Origin of the sequence: Streptomyces spiroverticillatus (assembly GCA_014650415.1) — a bacterium.
GTDB classification, from domain to species: domain Bacteria; phylum Actinomycetota; class Actinomycetes; order Streptomycetales; family Streptomycetaceae; genus Streptomyces; species Streptomyces spiroverticillatus.
Window position 1 is genome coordinate 310,544 of the sequence record BMUX01000008.1, and the last position, 23,504, is coordinate 334,047.

A 23,504-nucleotide genomic window follows, 5' to 3' on the forward strand; every position below is an offset into this window, starting at 1 on the left:
GGGACGGGGGGACCGGCCCGGAGGGCCCGGATTCCGCCGGATCGGGGGCGGACGGGGGCGGTCACCTCGGCTCCTCGTCCGGCAGGTCGATCACCTCGGAGGTGATCAGCTCACGACAGCCGAAGTGGTCGCCGGGCACGGTCTGCCGCAGCAGCCCGCCCACGCAGACCGACTCCCACAGCGCGGTCATGTCCGCGGCCATCGCGGGCCAGATCGGGGATTCGTCCGCATGCACCAGCAGCCGGGCCTCCCCGGTGTAGATCCCGGGGTCGTGGGCGGCGACGCACGCGGCGAAGGCCCTGCCCCGCACGAGCCGTTCGGTGAGTTCGCCGGCGCCGAGCCCCAGGGCCCCGGCCAGCTTGGCGATCCGGTCCTCGCGGGGGAGGGCGTCGAGCAAGGCGGCGGCCTCGCCCGCCGCCCGCAGCTGCGGCTCGTCCCGGTCCGCCAGCGCGGCCAGCGCGCCGGGCGGGATGTCCCCGGCCGGGGCGAGCGCGGCCAGCGCCGCACCGAGTCCTGGCACGTCCGGGTACCCGAGGGCGGCCGGGTCCTGGCCCCGGTCCAGGCACAGCAGTGCCTCTTCGAGGACGTCGTCGCGGACGGTCGCGGGCAGCGGGTAGCTGCTCAGCACGGTCAGCCCGCACACCGGTGCCCCCAGCTCGGTGAGCTGCTGCGCCACGGCCAGCGCCAGCACGCCCCCGCTGTGCGCGCCGACCAGGTGGAAGGGGCCCGGGCTCAGGGCCCGTACCTTCGCCACGATCTCCTGCGCCACGTCGTCCAGGGTCTGCCCCTCGGCCACCCGCACCGCCGGGACCACGGCGACCGGGTCGCGCCTCCCCAACCCCTCGGCGAGCCGTTCCGCGTGACCGCCCAGGCCGTCGCCGACCAGGACGTGCACCGGGTTGCCGAGGGCGTCGGCGGCCCCGGTCAGGGCCAGTTCGTCACCGGTGCCGTCGTCCTCGTACTGCTCCTGCCCCTGCTGGAGGAAGGCCGACAGCTCCCGCACCGACGCCCCGCCCAGCAACTCCCGCAACAGCTCGTCGAAGAAGACCTCCGCCGCGGCCGGCACCTGCTCGCGCAGCGCCGTCACGAGCTGCGCCGCGAGCAGCGAATCCCCGCCCAACGCGTAGAAGTTGGTGTCGAGCGGCACCTCGGACTCGCGCAGCACCTCCGCGTACACGGCGGCCACCGCCAGCTCCAGTTCACCGGCCTCGCGCGAACCCTCACCGGCGGATGCCGGGCCCGCCGCCCGGTGCTCCTGCGCCCACCCGGCCAGCGCCACCCGGTCGACCTTGCCGTTGGCGGTCAGCGGCAGTCCGTCCAGCACCTCGAACCGGGACGGGATCATCTCCGCCGGAAGCCGCTCGCCGAGCCGCCGGGTCAGCTCCCCGGTGTCCAGGGGCTCCCGGTCGGTCTTGAAGCGGGCCGCGAAGACGTGCATCCCGATGCGGGCCAGCTCGTCCTCGGGTGCGGGCACGCACAGCTCCAGGTCGGCACCGGCTTCGGCCAGCAGGTCGTACCACTGGTGGCGGCCGATGAACGTCTGGTCCTTGCCGTGGCGCACGTCCTGGAAGTCCCCCGCGGTGGCGTCGAAGAGGAACTCCATCGAGGTCAGGATCTGGTAGTTGTCGCGGGTCGTCTCGATGAAGACCAGCCACCCGCCGGGCACCAGCGCCTCGCGCATCCGCCGCAGCACTGCGGCGGCGTCCTTCGCGTAGTGCATGACGTTGCCGCACAGGATCACGTCCACCGAGTTCGGCCGCACCCCCTGCTCGCGGTAGGGCTCGTTGAAGTCGAACAGCGCGTAGTCCACCCACGGGTGCTCCGCGAACCGCTCCCCCGCCTTGTTCAGGAAGAACTGCGACACGTCGCTGAAGGTGTAGCGGACGTTCGCACCCTCCAGCGCGGGGATGGTGTCGACGCTGGTGCCGCCGACCCCCGCCCCGACCTCCAGGACCCGCAGCGGCCGCCCCGAGGCGTTGCGCCGGGCGACGCCCAGCACGGTGGAGGTGGCCAGCCGGTTGAGGTAGCGGGAGAGGAAGCCCTCCATGTACGCGGCCTCGTGGATGCCGAGGTCGCCCTCGGGGAACAGCATCCGCAGCGGGTCCCGCTCGTCGCGCATCAGCTCGGCCAGGTGGGTGGCGGCGAGCTTGAAGTAGTCCACCAGCTCGGGGCGGTCGTTGGCCTCCGGCAGCAGCCGGTCCACCTCGGCCCACGCCCGTTCGACGTCCTCGGGGGTCACCAGCCGCAGACAGCGGAACGTACCGTCCTCGGCCCGCTCCAGGTAGCCGTTCTCCGCGCAGGCCGCCAGCCAGCGCCGTACCAGCCGCTCGTGCTTGGACGCCACCTTCGCCAGCCGCATGATCTCCGACGTGGTGTGGCGGGCGGCCGGGTCCGGCCACACGCCCTCCTGGCGCAGCACGTCGACCATGCGGCGCAGCGCCGCGTCGTCGAGCACGGCCGCGAACTCCACCACCTTGGAGACGTCCACCCCCTCGCGGATCCCGTCGGCCGCGGCCAGCACCTCCGGCACGAGCGCCGGATCCACGGCGTGGGCGGCCGGGTCGGCGGCGGCGGGCGACACGAAGGCGACCAGCCTGCGGTCGTTGCGCTCGCCCTGCGTGGTCACCGCCACCGCGTCGACCTGCGGATCGGCGGCCAGCGCCGACTCCACCTCGGCGAGCTCGATGCGGTGGCCGCGGATCTTCACCTGCCGGTCGTCGCGGCCGATGAACTCCAGGGTGCCGCCGGGCAGATAGCGCGCGAGGTCGCCGGTGCGGTACACCCGCTCGCCGTCCGGCAGGGCGAAGAAGCTCGCCGCCGTCTTCACCGGGTCACCGAGATAGCCCTCCGCGAGGCCCGTCCCCGCGATGTACAGGTCGCCCACCACCAGGTCGGGGCTCGGCCGCAGGAACGCGTCGAGGACGTGGAAGCGCTGGTTCTCCAGCGGTGTGCCGTACGGAATGCTGGGCGCGGCGGTGTCGACCTCGCCGATCGGGTGGAAGATCGACCAGATCGCCGCCTCCGTCGCCCCGCCCAGGCTGAACAGCTCCACCCGGGGCAGGCGCCCGCGTACCGCGTCGGGGAGCGTCACGGGTATCCAGTCGCCCGACATCATGCCGAGCCGTACGCTCCCGCAGTCCTGGCCGTCGCCGCGCAGGTACTCCTCAAGGAGCATCATCTGGGCGGGCACGGTGTTGAGTACGGTCACGCCGTGCGCGGTGATCAGGTCCGCCCAGTGCGAGGGGTCGCTGCGCCGCTCCGGGTCGGGCAGCACCAGCGTGCCGCCCCGCCCGAGGACGCCGAAGACGTCGAAGACCGACAGGTCGAAGCCCAGGCTCGACAGCCCCAGGGCTACGTCGCCCGCGCCGACGCCGAACCTGCGGCAGACGTCGTCCAGGGTGTTCACCGCCGCCCGGTGACTGATCTCCACGCCCTTGGGCTCGCCCGTCGAGCCCGAGGTGAAGATGACGTACGCCGAGTCGGCCGGCGCGACCGGCACCTCTTCGACCAGGGCGGTGGACAGCCGGTCCACGTCGATACGTCCGACACCCGCCGGCAGTTCACCGCCGACCGAGCTGTGCGTGACCACCAGCCCGATCCCGGCGGCCGTCAGGATCGTGTTCCGCCTGGCGTCGGGCTGGCTCGCCTCGACGGGGACGTACGTACCCCCGGCCAGCAGCACCCCGAGCGCCCCGGCGATCTGCTCCCACCCCTTCTCCAGCACCACCGCGACCCGCTGGTGCGGCCGGTGGCCCTGTGCGGTGAGCGCGGCGGCGACCGCGGCGGCCCGCCCGATGAGCGTCGCGTAGTCCACGCTCCCGCGGTGGTCGACGACCGCCGTCGCCTCCGGACGCTCCCGCGCCTGGTCGAGCAGCGCCCGGTGCAGCAGCGCGTCGCTGACCGGCCGGGCGGTGTCGTTGGCCGCCGCACGCCGTTCGGCCTGGTGCGCGGGGAGGGAGAGGGGGTCGCCGTCCCAGGCCTCGGAGCCGTCGGCGAGCCGGTGCAGCAGCTCGCGGAACGCGGCGAACATGTCGTCCAGCACCGGCTGCGGCACGGTGTCGTCGCGCACGTCCCAGTTGACGAGCAGCGCCCCGCCCGACTCCATCGCCTGGCAGTCCACCCACACCTGAGGCGTTTGGCTGATCCCGTTGCTGATCTGCGTACGCATCATGCCCTGGGGGGCGAGCCCGTCGGAGAGCCCGATGGCGCTGGTGAACACCACCGGCATCATCGACCCCTGCTGCCCCCTGCGCCGGGTCAGCTCGCGCAGCACCTCCACACCGGAGAACAACCGGTGGTCGAGGTCCTCGAAGAGCTGCTCGCCCGCCCGCCGGGCGCGCCCGGCGAACGTGTCGGCGCAGCCGCCGTCCACGGCCAGCAGCTCCACGGAGGTGAAGTCGCCCACGATGTCGCCCACGTCCGGGTGCAGCGGCAGCCGGCTGAGGACCGTCACGTCGAGGGTGAAGCGGGGGCTGCGGCTCCAGCGGCCGATCACCTCGGCGTACGCGGCCATCACGGCCGTCGACGCGGAGACCTGCTGCTCCCCGGCGCGGGTCTTCAGCGCCGACCACAACCCGGGTTCGAGCCGCAGCTCACGCCGGGTGAACCCGGCCGCGCCCTGGCGGCTGGGCCGCTCCACCAGCGGCAGTTCGGGTGCGGGCGGCAGGCTGTCCAGGCGCTCCGTCCAGTAGTCCCGGTCGCGTTCGTACGCGGGCCCCTGGCGCACCGCGCGCTCCGCCCGCAGGTAGTCGCGGAAGGAGATCCCGGGGGCCTTGAGGACGGCGTCCGGGTCCTCGTAGAACGTGCCGAACTCGTCCAGCAGCCGGTAGATGCTCACGTAGTCGGCGATCAGGAAGTCGATGGAGAAGTGCAGGACGGCCCGCTCCGCGAGCGCGGTGACCTCCAGCGAGTACAGCGGGCACGCGGTGACGTCCTTGGACTCCGCCGAGAGCCTGCCGCGGACCTCGCGCAGCGTCTCCTCGCCCGCCCCTTCGGGCAGTCCGGTCGCGTCGTGCCAGGCGATCACCGGGGCGGGCGGGTCCTTCAGCACCCGCTGGTAGCCGTCGTAGTCGATGACCACGCGCAGCATCTCGTGCCGGTCCACCACCCGCTGCCAGGCCCGCAGCAGCCTCTCCCGGTCCAGTGCCGGGAACTCCAGCTCGCCGTAGGCGTGACAGGGCACCGACCCGTACTCGAAGGCGCCCCGGCGGCCCAGCAGATAGGCGGACTGCACCTCGGTGAGCGGGAACGGCTCGTGGGCGGCGTCGGGGTCGGGCTTCACCTGCTGCGGGGCGCGCCCGCGCAGCTCCCGCAGTACGTCGTCGCGGCTGCCGGTGAGCAGGGCGCGGCGCTCGGGGGTCATCGCGCCCTCCGGGCCCCGGAAGCGGAGCCTGCCCTCGTCCTCCCACAGGTGCAGTCCGGCCTGTTCGAGTTCGCTGATGATGTCGGCGGCGGTCACAGGACACCTTCTTCCAGTCGGGCGGACGCGTGGTGGGGGTGGCTGCCGGCGATCTCGGCGTCGAGGACGGCGGCGATCTCGGCGATGGTCGGGTGGTTGAAGAGCCGGCGCAGCGAGAGCTCCACGCCGAAGCGCTTGGCGAACTGCTGGACGACCCGGGTGGCGGTGAGGCTGTCGCCGCCGAGGCCGAAGAAGTTGGCGCTGCGGCCCACGCCCGGGGCCTCCAGCAGGTCCGCCCACACCTCGGCCACCGCCCGCTCGGTGTCGCCCTGCGGGCGGTCGTCGGCCGGGGACTCGGACGAGAGGTGGCGCAGCCCGTACAGCCGGGCGACGGCGGCGCGGTCCACCTTGGCGTTCGCGTTCAGCGGCAGCGCGTCGACGACGGTGAGGTGCTCGGGGATCATGTGCGCGGGCAGGTGTGCGGCCAGGGCGGAGAGGAGGTCCGGCGCGGCGGGTGCGGGGTCGGGGCCCGGCTCGCAGGTGACGACCGCCGCCAGGCGGCGCACCCCGGCGCTGCTGTCCACCCATGCCACCGCGCGGGCGACGGCGGGCAGTTCGCGCAGCCGGGTCTCGATCTCGCCGAGTTCGATGCGGTGCCCGCGCACCTTCACCTGGTGGTCGCGCCGGCCCAGGAACTCCAGCACCCCCGAGGGGTGGTAGCGGCCCAGGTCCCCGGTGCGGTACCAGCGTTGACCCCCGGCCGTCACGAAGGACGCGGCACTGCGGTCCGGGTCCCCCCGGTAGCCGAGGGCCACCCCCGCGCCGCCGATCCACAGCTCGCCCGGCACGAAGTCGGGCCGGTCCCGGCCGTGCGCGTCGACCACCCGGAAGCACTGGTTCGCGAGGGGTTTTCCGTACGGGACCGACACCCAGGCGGGGTCGACGGCACTCACGTCGTGCGCGTTGGACCAGATCGACGCCTCGGTGGCGCCGCCCATGGCGACCAGCAGGGCGTCCGGCGCGCAGGCCCGCAGCCGCTCGCACAGGTCGAGACCGACCCAGTCGCCGGAGACGATTGCCACCCGCAGCGCGGGCAGGCCCGGTCCCGGCTCGCAGGCCACCAGCAGCATGTCGAGCAGGGTGGGCACCGTGTTCCAGACGGTGACTTCGTGCTCGGCGGCGAGGGCCGCCCAGACGGCGGCCTCCCGCCGGACGTCCTCGGTGAGCGTCACCACCGTGCCGCCCACGGCGAGCAGCCCGAACAGGTCGTACACCGACAGGTCGAAGTCCAGCGCCGAGACCTGGAGGACCGTGTCGTCGCACCCCACGCCGTAGCGGGAGTTGACGGCGTCGATGGTGTTGGCGGCGGCCGCGTGGGTGATCTCGACACCCTTGGGCTCACCGGTGGAGCCCGAGGTGTAGATGACGTACGCGAGCTGCCCGGGATCGACCGGCACGGGCTCCGCGAGCGGTGCGCCTGCCGACGCCTCGTCCATCGGCACGGTCCGTACCGACTCCTCCCAGTCCCCGCCGGGTACGGTCCCGTCGGCGACCAGCGCGATACGTGCTCCCGCCGACCGCACGATCCGGTTGCGGCGCGCGGCCGGCTGCCCGACCCCGACCGGCACGTACGCACAGCCCGCGGCCAGCACGCCCAGTACCGCGGCCACCTGGTCGGGCCCCTTCGGCAGCGAGACCACCACCGTCTCGCCGGGCCGCGCCCCGAGCGCCACCAGCCGTCCGGCGACGGCGAGGGCGTGCCCGGCCAGCTCCGCGTACGTCACGGCCTCGCCGGACTGCGCGCGCACCGCGACCGCGCCGGGAGTGCGCCGGGCGACGTCGAACACCGGCAGATGCAGCGTCCGGGCGGGCAGCGGCGCGGCGGTGTCGTTCGCCTCCGCCCGCACCTGGGCCTGAGCCTCGGGCAGGGCGACCGGCGGCGCGGGACGCGACCAGTCGCTGTCGGCGAGCGCGACCAGCAGCCGGCGCATCGCCTCCAGGGCGGCCGGGATCACTCCGGGGCTGTAAAGACCGTCGACGTGGTCCCAGTTGACGGCGAGCCCGCCGTCCCGCTCGACCACCTGGCAGTCCAGGGCGACCTGCGGACTCTGCGAGAGGCCGCGCCGCAGCTCGCCGAAGCCGAAGGAGAGGTCCTTGAAGTCCGCGCTCACCCCGAGCGTGGAGGTGAACACCACCGGCATCAGCATCTGCCCGCCTCCGGTGCGCCGGGCCAACTGCTGCAACACCCAGGTGGTGGAGACGTTCCGGTGCTCGATGCCCTCCCAGACCTGCCCCTGCAACCGGCGCACGGTCTCGGCCCAGGAGCCGTCGGGGCGGCTGTGGTGCCCGAGCAGCAGCAGCGAGGTGAAGTCGCCGACCACCTGGTTCACCTGGGGGTGCACGTCCTGCCGGTCGAAGACCGTCAGGTTGAGCGTCAGCGAGGTCTCGGCACTCCAGGCCGCCAGCACCTCGGCGAAGGCGGCCGCGACGACCGTCGACGCGGTCAGGCCCTCGTCGGCCGTACGACGGCGCAGCTTCGCCCAGGTGGCCGCGTCGATGCGGAACTCGTCCCGCACGAAACGCGGCCGGTCGATGTGCTCCGGGTCGAGGGCGGTGGGCAGCTCGGGGGCGGCGGGCAGCTCCTCGATCGCCTTCAGCCAGTACGCCTCGTCGCGCGCCCGGGCCACCGGGTCGGTCCGCTGCGCCAGCAGGTAGTCACGGAACGACAGCTCCAACTCCGGCAGTTCCAGACCGGGTTCGGCGTACAGGGCGTTCAGCTCGGTGAAGATGGTCATGATCGACAGCGCGTCGAGGACCACGTAGTCGAAGCCCACCCCGAACACCGTGCGCCCGTCGTCCCGCTGCACGGCGCGCACGTCGAACAGCGGCCAGGACGTCACGTCCAGCACCTGCTGCGACATGACCTCCCCGAGCGCGGCGGCCTGCTCCGCGTGGTCGGCGGCGGTGCTGCGGGTGACGGCGAACCGGTAGTGCGGCACCTCGGGCAGGATGCGCTGCCCGCCCTCGCCGTCCAGGACGGCCCGCATCATCTCGTGCCGCCGCACCAGCGCGTTCCAGGCGGCCTCCAGCCGGCCCAGGTCCACCCGGTCGCTCGTGAACTCCCAGTACCAGTACGACGCGACGCCGCCCAGCGCGAAGTCGGGGTCGCGGCCGAGCCAGTAGGCGCGCTGCACGTCGGTGAGCGGGAAGGGCTCGTACCGGTGCTCGGGGTCGGCGGGGACCGAGGCGGCTGCCTGCGCCTCGCCGCGCACCAGCGTCCCGGCGAAACCGCTCACCGTGGGGTGGGTGAACAGGTCTCCGAGCCTGCCCTCGTACCCCTCCCGGCGCAGTGCCGCCAGCAGACGGGCGGCCTGGAGGCTGTCGCCGCCGACGTGGAAGAAGTTGGCGTCCCGGCCGAGCGGCCCGGACCCCAGCAGCGTTGCCCACAGCGCGGCCACCGTCTCCTCCGCCGCACCGCGAGGGGCGTCCGACGCCCCGTCCCGCGTCCGCTCGTCCAGCACCGCGGCCAGCAGCCGTCCCGCCGCCGCCCGGTCCACCTTGCCGTTGCGGCTCAGCGGCAACGCGTCCACGGCCACCGCCCGCGCGGGCACCATGTACGCGGGCACCTGCCGGGCGGCCGTCGCCAGCACCTCCTCCGGGTCGACCGTGTCCGGGGAGAGCAGCGCGTACAGCGCGCCGCCGTGCCCGGCCACCGGCGTCACCACGACGTCCCGCACCCCGGGATGCAGGCCCAACGCCCGCTCCACCTCGCCCAGTTCGATCCGGTAGCCGTTCACCTTGACCTGGAGGTCCGCCCGGCCCAGGAACTCGATCACCGCCCCCGGCCGGTAGCGGGCCCGGTCGCCGGTGCGGTACCAGCGCACCCCGTCCGCCTCCACGAACTTCGCGGCGGTCAGCTCCGGCGCGCCCACATAGCCCCGGGCCACCCCGGCCCCGCCGATCCACAGCTCGCCCGCCACCCAGTCCGGGCGGTCCCCGCCGTGCTCGTCGGCGATCCGGCAGAGCTGGTTCGCCAGCGGCACGTTGTACGGGATCGACGGCCAGGCGGGATCCACCTCCGTGACCTCCTGCACGGTGGAGTGGATCGCGGTCTCCGTCGTCCCGCCCAGCACCACGAACACGCTGTCCGGGCGCAGCGCGTGCACCCGGCCCGGCAGGTCGAGCCCCGCCCAGTCGCCGCCCAGGAGCTGCAGCCGGAACGGCCAGCCGCCCGGCCCGGGCCGCGAAGCGGCGGTGGTCAGCGCCATGTCCAGCAGCGCGGGCACACAGTTGAGCACGGTCGCCCGGTGCTCGGCCGCCCGGCGCAGCCACACCTCGGGGGCGCGCCGCTCCGCGTCGTCCACCAGGACCAGTGCGCCCCCGGCACTCAGCGGGCCGAAGACGTCGTACACGGACAGGTCGAAGTCGAGCGCCGACAGGCACAGCGTGCGGTCGCCCGGACCCACCCGGAAGCGCGCGTTCAGCGCGGCCACCGTGTTGTGGGCAGCCGCGTGCGTCTGCTCCACGCCCTTGGGCTCGCCGGTCGACCCCGAGGTGAAGATCACGTACGCCGGATCGTCCGGCGAGACCTCCACCGGCCGCTCCAGCAGCGGCAGTCGGGGATCGGCGCAGCATCGTACGTCCACGTACGGAATCGGGCCCCCGCCGGCGTCGCGGACCACCGCGCACCGCGCCCCGGACAGCGCCTCCACGGTCCGCCGCCGGGCCTCGGGCTGCTCCGTGCCCACCGGTACATAGGCGGCGCCCAGCGCGTGCACCGCCAGCACCGCCACCACCTGCTCGACGCCCTTGGGCAGGGTGATCACGACCCGGTCGCCCGCCGTGACCCCGGTGGTGCGCAGGGCGTGCGCCAACCGCAGGGCACGGTCGGCGAGTTCGCCGTACGTCAGCACCTGGTCCTCGCCCCAGAGCGCGGCCGGTGCCCCGGCCCGCTCGGCCGCCTGCCGGAAGAACTCCTCGTGCAGCGTCCGGCGGGGCAGTTCGGCGCGCGTGTCGTTGGCGGTGCGGCGCGCCTGGAGCTGCGGTGCGGGCGGGCGCACCGGCAGGCTCTCCCACCAGGCGCTGGGCTGCGAGGCCAGCAGTCGCACCCGGTTGACGAAGGCCTCGAACATCGCCTCGGGGACCCCGGCCTCGAACAGGTTCTCCGTGGTCTCCCAGTTGATCAGCATCCCGCCGTCGTGCTCGATCAGCTGGAGGTCGATCCACACGCCCGACGTCTGCGAACTCATCCACACCGGAGCGCCCAGCACCGCTCGGGTCGCCCCGTCGAACAGCTCGCCCAGGCTCAGCGCGCTCGTGAACACCACGCCCGCCCGCCGGTTCGCCCCGGCGGCCGTCCTGGCCAGGTCGCGCAGCACCGACGTGCCGCCGTACGCGGTGTGCGCGGCGTCGCGCCGGTACTGCTCCTGCACCGCGTGGGCCCGCTCGACGAAGGTGCGGCGCGCGTCGGGGGAGACCTGGAGCAGCAGCAGATCGGTGAAGTCCCCGACGATCCGGCCGACTTCCGGGTGCACCGGCACACGGTTGAGCACCGGCAGGTTCAGCAGGAACTCCGCCTCCTCGCTCCACGCCGCGAGGACGTCCGCGTACGCGGTGGCGACCGCCATCGACACGGTCAGCCCGTTGCTGCGCGCATGCTGCACGAACCTCGCGTACGTCTCCGGGGCCAGCCAGGCGTGCCGGCGCACCGTGTGCACCCGCCCGAGGCGCTCCGGGGCCGCGGCCAGCGGCAGCCGGGGCGCCTCGGGCAGGTCCTCGGCACGCTCCTGCCAGTACGAGACGTCCGCCGGGCGCGGCTCCCGGCCGCCCGCGTCGACCAGGCGGCGGTACTCGGAGAAGGACAGGGCGGGCTGCGCGGGGGCGGCGGCCGGGTCCTCGTAGAGCCGGGCAAGGTCGCCGACGACGAGCCGGAAGCTCGACGCGTCGCAGACGATCATGTCGATGTCGAGGAAGAGCCGGCCCTTCCCGGCGGGCAGCAGCGCCAGCCGTACGTCGAGCCCGCGCCCCTCGCCGACCGGCAGCGTCTGGTGGGAGAGGGTCTCGCGCAGGTCCGCGAGCCGCAGCTCGCGCTCCGCGCCCGACGGGCCGCGCAGGTCCACGACCTCGTCCAGGCCCCGGCACTCCGGGAGGATCCGCTGCTCGCCGTCCGGGCCGACGGCCGCGCGCAGCATGGGGTGCCTGCGGCGCAGCGCGGCCACCGCCCCGTCCCAGCGCGCCACGTCGGCGGCCACGTCGAACTCGAAGTAGAAGTGCGAGCCGCAGCCCAGCGGCATCCCCGGCTGGCGGCCCGACCAGTAGGCATGCTGCATCGGGGCCAGCGCGAACGCGTCCCCCTCCGCTGCCGCCTCCCGCCCGGCCTCCGGGCGCGGGCCCGAGCCGTCCTCGCCCCCGGACAGCAGCGCCGCCCAGGCGCGCACGGTGGGCTCCTCCACCAGGTCGCCGAACGTCACCTCGACACCGGCCTCCTGCCAGGAGGCGGCCAGGTTCATCATCCCGAGGGAGTCCAGGCCGAGGGTGACGAGGTCCTCCTCCCAGCCGATCTCCCCCGCGGGCAGCTCCAGCCGCTCGGCGACGGCACCGCGGATCTCCTCGGCGGACAGCGCGCGTCCCGCCGTCACCTCACTGGTCATCGTGGCCTCCCGTGCGCGGCAGGGGGCGGGCCCCGGCCTGGTCGGTGTGGGGCGCCGCGCCGCGGGCGGCAGCCGTGCAGATGTCGACGTACGAAGCGAGCAGCGATGCGGCGAACTCCGGCTCGAACCGGTCGGGGTTGTAGAACAGCAGCACCCGCACCGTGTCCCGGTCGGGCACGGCGACCAGCTCCAGCTCGAAGCGGGTCGCGACGTCGTCCGGCACCAGCACGTCGATGTCGAGGCCGCCGGCCCGGGTGGAGTACACCGGGTCCGCCATCATCTGGAACACCACGTCGTCCAGCCGCCGGTCGGTGCCCCCGAGGCTGATCGGCAGCATCTGGAACGGCAGCGCCTGGTGGACGAACGCCTCCATCACCGTGCCGTGCGTGGCCCGCAGGTGCGCGGCGAAGTCGTCCCCGGCCAGCCGGGTCCGCAACAGCACCATGTTGGCCAGGAACCCCACGGTGCGCCGGTGTTCGGCGCCCCGGTTGGCGAACAGGGTGGCCACCGCCAGGTCCTCGGAGCCGCTTACCTGCTTCAGCGCCCGGTAGTACGCGGTCAGCAGGGCCACGAACATCGTCGAGCGCTCCCGCTTGGCCAGCGCGTCCAGCGCGGCCACCGTCGGTGCGTCCAGTACGTCCTGGACGAGCCGGGTGTCGCGCGGCGCACCCGCGGTGGCGGGCCGGATCGGCAGCGCAGGCAGCGTCACCTCCTTCAGCCGCCCGCCCCAGAAGGCGCTCAGCCGCTTCCCCGAAGCCCCGGCCAGCAACTCCCGCTGTTCCTCGGCGAATTGGGAGTACGCGGCGGTGTCCTGGGGCTCCTTCCCCTCCAGCGCGGCGCACAGGTCCTCGAAGATCACATTGCAGGACCACGAGTCGGTGACCATGTGGTGCATGTTGAGGCAGAGCACGTGATGGTCCCCGGCCAGCCGCCACAGGGTGATGCGGACGGCACTGCCGGTGGCGTCGATCCGGGTGCCCAGCTCGGCGGCGATCTCCCGGTCGGCGCACGCCCCGGGATCCGCCTCGCCGCTCAGGTCCACCTCGCGGATCTCCGGGGATATTGCCGGGTGCACGAGCGCCTTGAGGCGGCGGCCGCCGCCGGTGAAGGTGGTGCGCAGTGCCTCGTGCCGGGAGAGCACCGCCTCGACGGCCTCCCGCAGCCGGTCGCGGTCGAGCGGGCCGCGCAGCCTGCACAGCACCGGGCAGTTGAGCGCGCCCTCCTCGCCCCGGTAGCGGTCGAGGAACCACAGCAGCGTCTGGCCCACGGACGGGCGGATCTCGGTGACTGTCACGTCCGGCAACGTAACGAGGGCCTGCGCCCGCGCCGCCGCCGCTGAAAGAAACCTGAGAGGACCGTCAGGTTCCTTTCTCGCCGCGCCGCCCCCGCCCCCGCCCGGTCCAGGGTGAGGACACCTGTGTCGCGCGCGGCTCCCCCGCAGGGCGCCGGACCCGTCCAGCGGCACCGTCAACACGGGAGGTCGCTCGATGCCAGCCAACCCCTTCGAAGACCCGGACGAGAGCTACCTGGTGCTGTGCAACGGGCGCGGCCAGCGGTCGCTGTGGCCCGCCCGGCTTCCGGTCCCCGCCGGGTGGCCGGTGGAACTGCCCGCCACCTCGCGGGCCCGCGCCCGCGCACACGTCGAGCAGGTCTGGCCGGACGTACGCCCGCACGCCCCGGCAACGTCGGCCACCTCTGCCACCTCTGCCGCCTCGGCCGGCGAGACCCTCCCCGCCCTCTTCGAACGCATCGCGGCCAAACACGCGGACCTGCCCGCCGTCGAGAGCGCGAGCACGTCCCTGACGTACGGTCAACTGGCCGACCTCGTCAACCGGTTGGCCCGGCGTCTGATCGCGGACGGCCTCGGTCCCGGCGACCTCGTGGGGATCTCCGTCCCCCGGGGCACCGACCAGGTGGTGGCCGCGCTCGCCGTGACCACCGCCGGAGCGGGCTACGTACCCCTGGACCCCGGATATCCCACGGCGCTGCTGCGCCACATGGCGGCCGACTCCGGGCTGCGGACGCTCCTGCACACGGGCCCCGTGCCGGTGGACGTCACCGGTCTGCGCACCGTCGACCTCGCCGCCCCGGACCCCGACCCCGACGCCGAAGACCGCCCCGCCGTGCCGGTCGCCGACGCGCAACGGCGGCGACCGCTGCGGGCCGATGACACGGCGTACGTCATCTACACCTCGGGCTCCGCCGGCACCCCCAAGGGCGTGGTGATCCCGCACGCGGGCATGGCGGCCCTCGCCGAGGCGCAGCAGCACTGGATCGCCCCCGGCCCCGGCGACCGGGTGCTCCAGTGGGCCTCCTTCAACTTCGACGCGGGCTTCTGGGACCTGACGCTGGCCCTGCTGTCGGGCGCCACCCTGGTACTCACAGACGACCGCGCGGTGCTCCCCGGCGAGGAGCTGCGCCGCACCCTGATCGACCGGCGGATCAGCCACGCCGTGCTGCCCCCGGTCGCGCTCACCGCCACCGACCCGGACGGCGTCCTGCCCGGCGGGGTGGTGCTCTCCACCGGGGACTCCTGCACCCCGGCGCTGGTGGCCCGGTGGGCGCCGGGCCGACGGATGTTCAACGGGTACGGGCCCACCGAGATGACCGTGGGCGTGACCATGGCGGGCCCGGTGCGTCCCGGGGAGCCGGTCAGCATCGGCGAGCCGTGGCCCGGCAACGAGGTCCGCGTCCTCGACGTAGACCTCCAGCCCTGCCAGTACGGCGAGGAGGGCGAGCTGTACCTGGTCGGCGAGGGCGAGGCGCTCGGCTACCTCAACCGGCCCGCCCTGACCGCCGAACGCTTCGTCGCCGACCCCTACGGTGCGCCCGGCAGCCGCATGTACCGCTCCGGCGACCTCGGCTACCTCGACAAGGACGGCCCGCTCTACTTCACCGGCCGCGCCGACCGTCAGGTCAAACTGCGGGGCTTCCGGGTCGAACTCGGCGAGGTGGAGGCCGCGTTGGAGTCTTGCGCGGAGGTCAGGCTCGGGGCGGTCGTCGTCACCGGCGAGGTGGACTCGGCGCGCCTGGTCGCCTTCGTGGTGCCCGGCACGGACCGGTCCGAGGGCCTCGCGGAGGAACTGCGCGGCGTGCTCGCCGCACGCCTGCCCGCGCACATGGTGCCCTCGCGCATCGAGGTGGTGGCGACCCTGCCGATGACCAGCAACGGCAAGATCGACCGGCGCGTCCTGGCGGAACGGGCCGCCGGATCCCTGCCCGCGGGGGAGTCCGGTGCGTCGCCCGCCGGCCCCGTCGACCTGTCCGACCCGGTGGCCGCGCTGTGCGCACTGGCCGCCCGGGTGCTGGAGGTGCCCGAGATCGCGCCCGACGACAACTTCTTCGACCGGGGCGGCCATTCGGTTCTCGCGGTACGGCTCGCCAAAGCCGTGCGGGACGAGTGGAAGATGAACCTGCCGGTACGGGCCGTCTTCGAGCGGCCCACCATGGCGGAACTGGGCGGACTGATCACCCCCGCGTGAACCGCACCGGCGCGGGCCCTTCGAAGTCCGCGCCGGACGGGGCCGCCGCCGGGTCAGTCCAGCCGCAACCGCAGCGCGCTGTGCCCGAACAGGAAGTTGGAGTAGACGCGCGGCGGCTCCTGAAGCACCTCGATCCGCTCCACCCGGCGCACCAGCGAGTCCAGCACGGCGGCCAGCTCCAGCCGCCCGAGGAAGGCCCCCAGGCAGAAGTGCGGGCCGTGCCCGAGCGCGAGGTGGGGGTTGTGCGCGCGGCCGACGTCGAAGCGGCGGGGCCGCTCGAAGACCTCGGGGTCGTTGTTGGCGGAGATGTTCCACAGGGTGACGATGTCGCCCGCCGCCACCTCGGCGTCCCCGATCCGCAGGCCGACCGTGGCCGTGCGCGCGAAGTGCATGGCAGGGGTCACCCAGCGCAGCACCTCCTCCACGGCCGTCTTCACCGCCGCCTCCCCGGTGCGCAGCCGCTGCCATTCCTCCTCGTGCACGCCCAGCGCGTGCAGGGCGCCGATCGTGGTCACCCGGGTGGACTCGTCGCCGCCCAGGATCAGGCTGTAGCAGTTCAGGGCGAGATCGTCCTCCGACATCGGCCGGCCCTCGACCCGGGCCCCGGCGATCAGGCTGATGACGTCCTCGCCGGGCCTGCGGCGGCGCTCGCGGACCACGTCCACGAAGTACGACAGGATTTCGTTGCGCGCCTCCAGTGCGTCGAACGGGTCGTCCTGCGCGCTCTCCGACGACAACGCCCGCTTGTTCCACTCCAGCAGTAACGGCCTTACGGACAGCGGCAGTTCCAGCAGATCGCACACCGTGTTCAGCGGCAGGTGCTCGGCGATGTCCCGCGCGGCGTCGGCCTCGCCCGCACCGACCACCGCAGCCACCAGGGCGTCCGCCCGCTGCCGCACCGCGTCCTCGACGTACCGCAGGACCCTGGGGGAGAAGGCCCGCAGCATCACCTGGCGCAGCGCACGGTGGCGGGGACGGTCCATGACCGCCAGCATCCGCCCGCCCGCCGAATCCGCGCCGCGCAGCAGGACGTCCAGCACCGTCCCTCGGGCCGAACTCAGCCGCTCCGCGTCCTTGTAGCAGTCCTGTACGTCCCGGTGCCGGGCCACCGCCCAGAACCCCGGACGCCCGCCCACCGGTGGATGCCACCGCACGGGAGCGTCACGCCGCATCCGGTCCCAGTACGCGTACGGGTCGTGCACGACGAACGTACCCGGATCGGCGAGGTCGAGATCCGCCCCGGAAGCGTCGTCGTGCGGGCCACCGGCAACGGCGGCGTGGTGGGAGGAGACCACGGGGGAGACTCCTTTCGGCCCGGACACCGGGCCAGTACGGGGACTTCGCGCCCCGATCGTCACCTCCCCCGTGCGCCCCCGACGCGGCCCTGAATGAATGCTGACGGTTTCGGCGGCCGCCCCTGGCGTGCGTGCAATTCTCAACTCCGAGACGGCGAAGGGGAGATGGAGCATGGGCGTGCACCGCGGATCCGTGCGTACGGTGACCAGCACCGCGCGCCCCGGCCTCCGGCTCCTGGTGCTGCCGCACTCCGGCGGCCGCGCCGAGAGCTTCGCGGCCTGGCGCACCGCACTGCCCGCCGCGTTCCCCGGTACGGCCGTGGACCTGTGCGCCGCCCAGTACCCGGGACACGGCGACCGGCTGGCGGAAGCGCCGCGCGAGGACGTCGGCGCGATCGCCGAGGAGATCGTCGCCGACCTGACCCGGCTGCCACCGGCCGGCCTCCTCCTCTTCGGCCACAGCTTCGGCTCCGCGGTCGCCTGCGAGGTGGCCCGCCGCTGTCCCGGGGCGGGCCTCGACGTCGTCCTGCTGGTCGCGTCCAGCGCCTGGGCCCCCGGCGACCCGGCCCGGCCCCCGCGCGACGAACACCTGCTGCCCGACGGCGAGTTGTGGGAGCGGCTGGTCGCCCTCGGGGGCATCGACCCCGACCTCGCGCAGGAGACCGAGATCCGCGACCTGGTGCTGCCCGCGATGCGGGCGGACATCGCCGCGCACGAGCGCTACCTCGGCTGCCCCGAACCGGTGTCGCTCGACTGCGACGTGCACGTCTGCGTGGCCAGGGGCGACCCTCTCGTGCCGGTCCCGGCCGCCCGCCACTGGGCCCGCCTCACCACCGGGAACGCGAGCGTCGACATCAGATCCGGCGCCCACTTCCACGTCTTCGACGACCCCGCGCTCCTGCTGGCCGACCTGGCGCGACGGGTCACCCCCCGCGCACACGCGATCCCCACCCACGCGAACGGAGGCGGTCCGGCCCATGAATCCCCTGCATCGCACGCGTAGTTCCTGGACGGGCCTGCGGCTGGTCGTCACCGGCGGCGGCTCCGGCATCGGGGCCGCCGTGGTCGCCCGCGCCGCCGGGCTGGGCGCCGACGTCCTGGCGGTCGGCCGCCGCGCCGACCGGCTGACGGAGGTGACCGCGAAGGCACAGGCCGAGGGCCCCGGAACCGCCGTGCCGTACGCCCTGGACATCACGGCCCCCGACGCCGCCGCGCGCGTCGCGGAACGGGCCCGGGACGTGCTCGGCGGTGTCGACGCGCTGGTCAACAATGCCGGGCACGCCGTCTTCGACCGGCTGGAGGACGCCGCCGAGGCGGACCTGCGGGACATGCTCGACACCAACCTGGTCGCCCCCGCCCTGCTGATCCGGGCCCTGCTGCCGCAGCTGCGCGCCAGCCGGGGATGCGTGGTCAACGTGTCCTCCGTCGGCGGCGTCCTGGCCATGCCCAACCGGTCCTTCTACGGGGCCGGCAAAGCCGCCCTCAACTCCCTGACCAGGTCGCTCGCCGTGGAACTGGCCCCCGAGGTCAGGGTGAACGCGGTGCTGCCCGGACCCGTCGACACGGGCCTGTGGGACCTGGCGGCCGGCGAGGGCGCGGACGCCCTGCGCGAGGGCATCGTCTCCGGCACCCCCCTGGGCAGGTTCGGCCTCGCCCCGGAGGTGGCCGCCTGGGTGTGCCACCTGATCGACCCCGAGTCCGCGTCCTGGGTCACCGGATCCCTGGTCTCGGTCGACGGCGGCCGCGCGGCCTGAGCCGTACCCCCGGAGCACGACCTGACCCGTACCCCTGGAGCACGACCTCAGCCGTACCCCTGGAGCACCACCCGGCCCCTCTCTCCCCCTGCCCCCAGCGGAAAGGCAAGACTCAGATGACGCAGACAGCTCCACCGTCGTTCGCCCCGGCCTCGGCGATCCCCTCCTCCTGGCTGTACGAGTCCTTCCGGATCGCCAACGAGCGCGAGCGCGAACACCCCGGCCAGATCAAGCTGCACGTGGGCGAGCCCGCCTTCGGCCCGCCGGACTCCGTCGCCAAGGAGTTCGCCGACGCCGTCATCGACGGCCGCGCCCGCTACATCGACGTCCAGGGGCTCCCGGAACTCCGCGAGCGCCTCACCGGCAAGCTCGACACCGTCAACCATGTCGACACCGAACCCGGGCGGCTCTTCGTCACCCCCGGTTCCTGTCAGGGGCTCAGCGCGCTGATGCGCAGCCTCGCCCACGCGGGCGCGGAGATCCTGATGCCGGAGATCCACTGGCCCGTACACCTGCAACAGGCCCTGCTCGCCGGATTCCGGCCGGTCTTCTACCAGCTCGACGAACACTTCGCCCCCGACCCCGAGTCGATCCGGCGGGTGGCAGGACCCGCCACCCGGGTGCTGCTCCTCAACACCCCGTCCAACCCCACCGGCGCGGTCGCCGACCTCCCGCTGCAACAGGCCCTCTACGAGATCGCCGACGAGCACGGCTGGCAGATCATCAGCGACGAGGCCTACGAGGACTTCGCCTTCTCGGGCCCCCACCACTCCATCGCCGCCCTGGAACGCGACCGCCCCGCCGCCCAGCGCCTGGTCAACAGCGTCTTCACCTTCTCCAAGGGCCCGGCGATGACCGGCTACCGGCTCGGTTACGTCGCAGTGTCGCGCCCGGAGACGGCCGCCGCCATGCGCTCCGTCCAGGAGTCCTGCATCATCGCCCCCAACGCGCCCGTCCAGTACGCGGGACTGGCCGCCCTCGACGCGTCGGGGGCCCTCGCGGGCAACCACGACTTCGTACGCGGGAACCGGGACGCGGCACTCGCCCCGCTGGTCGAGGAGGGGCTGCTGCCCGCGCTGCCCGGCGGCGGCTGGTACGCCATGGCCGACATCTCCTCCACCGGCCTGACCGGCGAGGAGTTCACCGCCGAACTCATGGACCGGCACGACGTCGTGGTCGTACCCGGCAGCGGTTTCTCCGCACGGCCCGAGTTCGCCCCCGACGGCACGCTGCTGCCGCTGAAGCCCGGCGGCGTCGCGTCCGGCCTGGTGCGGATCGCGTTCTGCGTCGACCGCGAGCAGCTCACCACCGGAGTGGAGCGCCTGGTCGCGCTCGTCCGCGAGAAGAGGCAGCGGTGATGCCGGCGCGAGAAGAGGCGGCGGTGCTGCCCGCGGGAGACGAGGCAGCGGTGCTGCCCGAGGAGGTGACGTACACCTCGTACCTGAAGCTGGACGAACTGCTCACGCTGCAGGAGCCGCGCACGTCCGAGGACGGCGCCGACCTCACCACGGTCCTCTCCGAACAGTTCTTCATCGTCAGCCACCAGACCTGCGAACTGTGGCTGAAGCAGATCCTCGGCGACCTCGCCGCCGTCGAGGGCACCTTCCGCACGATGACCATCGCGGGCCTGGAGCGCTCCGTCGACCTGCTCTACCGGTGCGCCGAACTGCTGCGCCTGCTGCACGAGCAGCTCATGGCGCTGGAGCGGCTGCCGCTGGAGGACTTCGCCCAGTTCCGGTCGCACCTCGGCACGGCCAGCGGCGCCCAGTCCGGCCAGTCCCACGAACTGGAACGGGTGCTGGGCAGCGCCAGCCGTTCCGGATCACTGTTCCTCGCCTTCCGCTCCGGACTGGAGCGGAGCGGCGCCGACCTGGAGGAGATCGTCGCGGCGGGCGTCGAGGCGGGTTCGTACCACCGGGTCGTGGAGGCGATGCTCAGGGTCGGCAACGGCTACTTCCAGTGGAAGATCGGGCACGTGGGCCTGGTGCTGAAGATGCTCGGTGAGCAGCCGGGCACGGCCGGCACCTCGGGGGCGGCGCACCTGCTGGGCCGCGCCACGATGCCGTTCACCGAACTCCACGAACTGCGCGGCAAGGTGCACGAGCGCAGGCGGCAGCAGACGGGCTGAGCCCGGGGCGCCGGGAAGCGCCCGGGAACGTACGAGCGGAGTGTCCGGCCCCGAGGACGAGGGGCCGGACACTCCGCGTCGCGGGGCCGGGCGTGCCGACGGGGCCGGGCGTGCCGACGGGGCCGGGCAGGTCGGCGGGGCCGGGCAGGTCGGCGGCGGCCGGTGGATCAGCCGGCGGTCTCCAGGATGTAGCCGCGCCCCCACACCGTGCGCAGGCCCAGCCGGACGCCGTCCAGCCGCTGGCGCAACCGCATGATGTGCAGGTCGATCGCGTTGCTGGTGACCGTCTCGTGGTTGATGCGGCCCAGGGCCTCCTTCAGCGTGTCCCGGCGTACGAGATGGCCGAAGTCGGCCAGGAAACATCGCATCATCTCGCTCTGCGCCTCCGACATGGGCACCGACTGGCCGCCGTAGTAGAGCACCCCGGTCGGATCGAGCGCGGGCATGAAGTCGGTCCCGGTGCGCTGCTGGAGCGTGTGGACGCGGGCCGCCAGGTCGAGGCGGGCGACAGGGGGACGTACCCAGTCCTCGGTGGGAGAGATGTCGTTCGGCGGCGCCGTCTGGCCCTCCAGGACCAGCAGGCAGGGCAGTCCCGCCTCGCGCAGCTGGTCCCTCTCGTTGCTCTGGACCGGCCAGCGAAGGAACGTGACTTCTTGCGTGTGAACGAGCGTGGCCATGGTCGTGACCCCGTTTCCCGTGACAAGTGGCGAGTGACATCTGGTGGTCGGACATCGGGTTGTCGATGCCGGAGGCGCCGTCGTGGCAGGCGCACGTCACCCCGGCGCCGCCGATCCTGCCGGATGTCGATTCCAGGTCGATTCCGCGTGGATTCCGCTTGCCCGGGGGTCCGATTCCGCTTCGGCCGAAGCGGTGCGCCGCGCGGCGAAAGAAGGGTGACATGGTCGCGTGGGACCGCCCGGTGATCGGCAAGAACCCTCGTGAGGGAACAGACCGCCCCTCCGACCTCCGACCACGGTCACGATCAGGAGCACACGATGAGAGACGAGAACAGCACGCCCCGCCCACGGGTCGCCGTCGTCGGCGCCGGAATCACCGGACCCCTGCTGTCCTTGTGCCTGGTGGGACTGGGCTTCGAGGTGGACCTGTACGAGGCCTACGTGCGCCGGGCACAGGACGCCGGCTCGTTCCTCAACCTGGCTCCCAACGGGCGGGCCGTACTGGAGCGTCTGGGCCTGGCCGACCGGGTCCTCGAACAGGGCGTCCCGGCGCAGTCCATCGCCTTCGCCAACCACAGGGGCCGGGCCCTCGTGCAGAACCCCGAACGCACCACCAACATCATGCGCGGCGAACTCAGCGGCGCCCTGCGCGAGGCGGCCACCGACGCCGGGGCGAAGCTGCACACCGCCAAGCGCCTCGTCGCCCTGGACGAAACCCGGGACGGTCAGTGGCGCCTCGGCTTCGAGGACGGCACCCACGCCGAGGCCGGCCTCGTGCTCGGCTGCGACGGCGTGAACTCCACCACGCGCCGCCTCCTGCTCCCCGACGCGCCCCGCCCCACCTACACCGAGGTGGTCGGCTCCGGGGGCAGGTCGGAGATCGCCGCCGCGGAACTGCCCGTGGACGGCCGGTTCCACATGGTCTTCGGGCTGCGCGGCTTCTTCGGGTACCAGGTGGTCTCGCCCGGGGTGGTGTGGTGGTTCGAGAACCACCAGGAGACCCGCGAACGCACCTTCGCCGAACTCGCCGCGATCGACGACGACCGCTGGGTGGCCGCCCTGGCAGACCGGCACCGCCCCGACCCCGCGGCGATCCGCCGCATCCTGACCGCCTCCACCGGCCCGGTCGGCCGCTGGCCGGTGCACGAGGTGCCGCCCCTGCGGACCTGGCACCTGGGGAGCGCGGCCGTGCTGGGCGACGCCGCGCACGCGGTGGCCCCGCACCTGGGCGCGGGCGCCGCACTCGGCATGGAGGACGCCTACGAACTCGCCCTCGCCCTGCACGAACACCCCACCCCGGAGCGGGCGTTCACGGTGTTCGAGGCGTCCCGGCGGGACCGGGTCGAGGCGATGGCCAAGCAGGCGCGGCAGACGGGTGCGGTGATGACCCCCGACAAGTGGATCACCCGGGTGATACGTGACCTGATGCTGCCCATGGCCATCAAGCAGGGCGTGCGCAAGGGCACCGAGGCCTACTCCTACCGGCCCTCGCCGTGGCCGGTGCGGACCGACTGAACGTCACCGGGAACCGGGAACCCGGAACACGCATCGGCCCCGGGCCTCCCGCCGCCGCGAAGGGCGGTGCGGGAGGCCCGGGGGCCGTCGCACGGGCCGGTTGTGTCAGCGCAGGTCGCCGGTGACGATCCACAGGTGGCCGAACGGGTCGCGCAGGCGCCCTTCCCGTTTCCCGTACGGACGGTTCTCGACCGGCACGACCACCGTGCCGCCGCCCTCGACCATCCGGGCGGCGACGGCGTCCTGGTCGTCGAACTCCGCCTCCAGGAGGACCGGGGACCCGCCGACGTCGTCGGGCGAGAGCCAGCCCCAGTCGGTGACGGCGGGGGAGAGGGACAGCGGCGAGCCGCCGACCCGGAGGACGACGACCATCACGCGGCCGCTCTCGTCCTGGGCGCGGAAGACCTCTTCGGCCCCCATCGCCTTCTGGTAGTAGGCGGCGGCGGTGTCGGGATCCGGGACGATTAATCGTGGTGTCAGACTCATGGGCCGACTGTATTCCCCTGCGGCGGCCCGCAGCAGACATTCGATCAGTTCCTGCCAGGAGGGCGACAGAAGTCCTCTCCCGTCACACTGGTCGCGGCGGGCGAGGTCGAGATCACCCA

At 73.6% G+C, this 23,504-nt stretch carries 12 protein-coding genes and 2 pseudogenes; 6 read left to right on the forward strand and 8 right to left on the reverse strand.

Annotated features, from left to right (window positions below):
• Positions 1-61 precede the first annotated feature (61 nt).
• The 5 genes and pseudogenes from IE269_RS23055 to IE269_RS23065 all read right to left on the reverse strand — a co-directional run bounded on the left by IE269_RS23055 (position 62) and on the right by IE269_RS23065 (position 13,342).
• Positions 62-5,458 carry a non-ribosomal peptide synthetase gene (locus tag IE269_RS23055; RefSeq protein ID WP_189824980.1) on the reverse strand — a complete coding sequence of 1,799 codons (5,397 nt, stop codon included), beginning with the start codon at positions 5,456-5,458 and terminating at the stop codon, positions 62-64.
• Positions 5,455-6,069, reverse strand: coding sequence for a phosphopantetheine-binding protein (locus IE269_RS43815; RefSeq protein WP_438817608.1), 615 nt, complete (start codon positions 6,067-6,069; stop codon positions 5,455-5,457). The genes IE269_RS23055 and IE269_RS43815 overlap by 4 nt, the downstream gene beginning before the upstream one ends.
• Positions 6,046-7,389: pseudogene (locus tag IE269_RS43820) on the reverse strand (amino acid adenylation domain-containing protein); the annotation flags it as partial. The pseudogene IE269_RS43820 and the gene IE269_RS43815, both read right to left, overlap by 24 nt.
• Positions 7,372-12,048, reverse strand: a pseudogene (locus tag IE269_RS23060) (non-ribosomal peptide synthetase); the annotation flags it as partial. The pseudogenes IE269_RS23060 and IE269_RS43820, both read right to left, overlap by 18 nt.
• The gene (locus IE269_RS23065; RefSeq protein WP_189824982.1) at positions 12,038-13,342 is read right to left on the reverse strand and encodes a condensation domain-containing protein; all 1,305 of its coding nucleotides are present in this window, start codon (positions 13,340-13,342) and stop codon (positions 12,038-12,040) included. The pseudogene IE269_RS23060 and the gene IE269_RS23065, both read right to left, overlap by 11 nt.
• A 193-nt stretch (positions 13,343-13,535) precedes the next feature.
• Here IE269_RS23065 and IE269_RS23070 point away from each other — a divergent pair, with 193 nt between their 5' ends.
• Positions 13,536-15,530 (forward strand): amino acid adenylation domain-containing protein, encoded by a 1,995-nt coding sequence (locus tag IE269_RS23070; protein ID WP_189824983.1) that lies wholly within the window; start codon positions 13,536-13,538, stop codon positions 15,528-15,530.
• A gap of 53 nt (positions 15,531-15,583) precedes the next feature.
• On the opposite strand, the gene IE269_RS23075 is transcribed toward IE269_RS23070, so the two are convergent.
• Entirely contained in the window at positions 15,584-16,825 is a 1,242-nt protein-coding gene (locus IE269_RS23075) for a cytochrome P450 (protein ID WP_189824984.1), read from the reverse strand.
• Positions 16,826-17,003: 178 nt separating this feature from the next.
• Here IE269_RS23075 and IE269_RS23080 point away from each other — a divergent pair, with 178 nt between their 5' ends.
• The 4 genes from IE269_RS23080 to IE269_RS23095 all read left to right on the forward strand — a co-directional run bounded on the left by IE269_RS23080 (position 17,004) and on the right by IE269_RS23095 (position 20,707).
• The gene (locus IE269_RS23080) at positions 17,004-17,828 is read left to right on the forward strand and encodes a thioesterase II family protein (RefSeq protein WP_438817605.1); all 825 of its coding nucleotides are present in this window, start codon (positions 17,004-17,006) and stop codon (positions 17,826-17,828) included.
• Positions 17,803-18,579, forward strand: coding sequence for an SDR family NAD(P)-dependent oxidoreductase (locus IE269_RS23085; protein WP_189824985.1), 777 nt, complete (start codon positions 17,803-17,805; stop codon positions 18,577-18,579). Before IE269_RS23080 ends, IE269_RS23085 begins: the two co-directional genes overlap by 26 nt.
• Before the next feature lie 116 nt (positions 18,580-18,695).
• Positions 18,696-19,937 carry a pyridoxal phosphate-dependent aminotransferase gene (locus IE269_RS23090; RefSeq protein WP_189824986.1) on the forward strand — a complete coding sequence of 414 codons (1,242 nt, stop codon included), beginning with the start codon at positions 18,696-18,698 and terminating at the stop codon, positions 19,935-19,937.
• Complete coding sequence (locus IE269_RS23095; protein ID WP_229898091.1) at positions 19,937-20,707, forward strand: tryptophan 2,3-dioxygenase family protein; 771 nt, start codon at positions 19,937-19,939, stop codon at positions 20,705-20,707. The genes IE269_RS23090 and IE269_RS23095 overlap by 1 nt, the downstream gene beginning before the upstream one ends.
• A gap of 167 nt (positions 20,708-20,874) precedes the next feature.
• On the opposite strand, the gene IE269_RS23100 is transcribed toward IE269_RS23095, so the two are convergent.
• Complete coding sequence (locus IE269_RS23100) at positions 20,875-21,384, reverse strand: helix-turn-helix domain-containing protein (RefSeq protein ID WP_189824987.1); 510 nt, start codon at positions 21,382-21,384, stop codon at positions 20,875-20,877.
• Between the two features lie 318 nt (positions 21,385-21,702).
• Between IE269_RS23100 and IE269_RS23105 the strand changes: the two genes are divergently transcribed.
• Positions 21,703-22,899 carry an FAD-dependent oxidoreductase gene (locus IE269_RS23105; RefSeq protein ID WP_189824988.1) on the forward strand — a complete coding sequence of 399 codons (1,197 nt, stop codon included), beginning with the start codon at positions 21,703-21,705 and terminating at the stop codon, positions 22,897-22,899.
• Positions 22,900-23,004: 105 nt separating this feature from the next.
• Here the strand turns inward: IE269_RS23105 and IE269_RS23110 are convergent, their stop codons facing one another.
• A complete protein-coding gene (locus tag IE269_RS23110; RefSeq protein WP_189824989.1) occupies positions 23,005-23,385 on the reverse strand; it encodes a VOC family protein in 381 nt (126 codons plus the stop codon).
• Positions 23,386-23,504 lie beyond the last annotated feature (119 nt).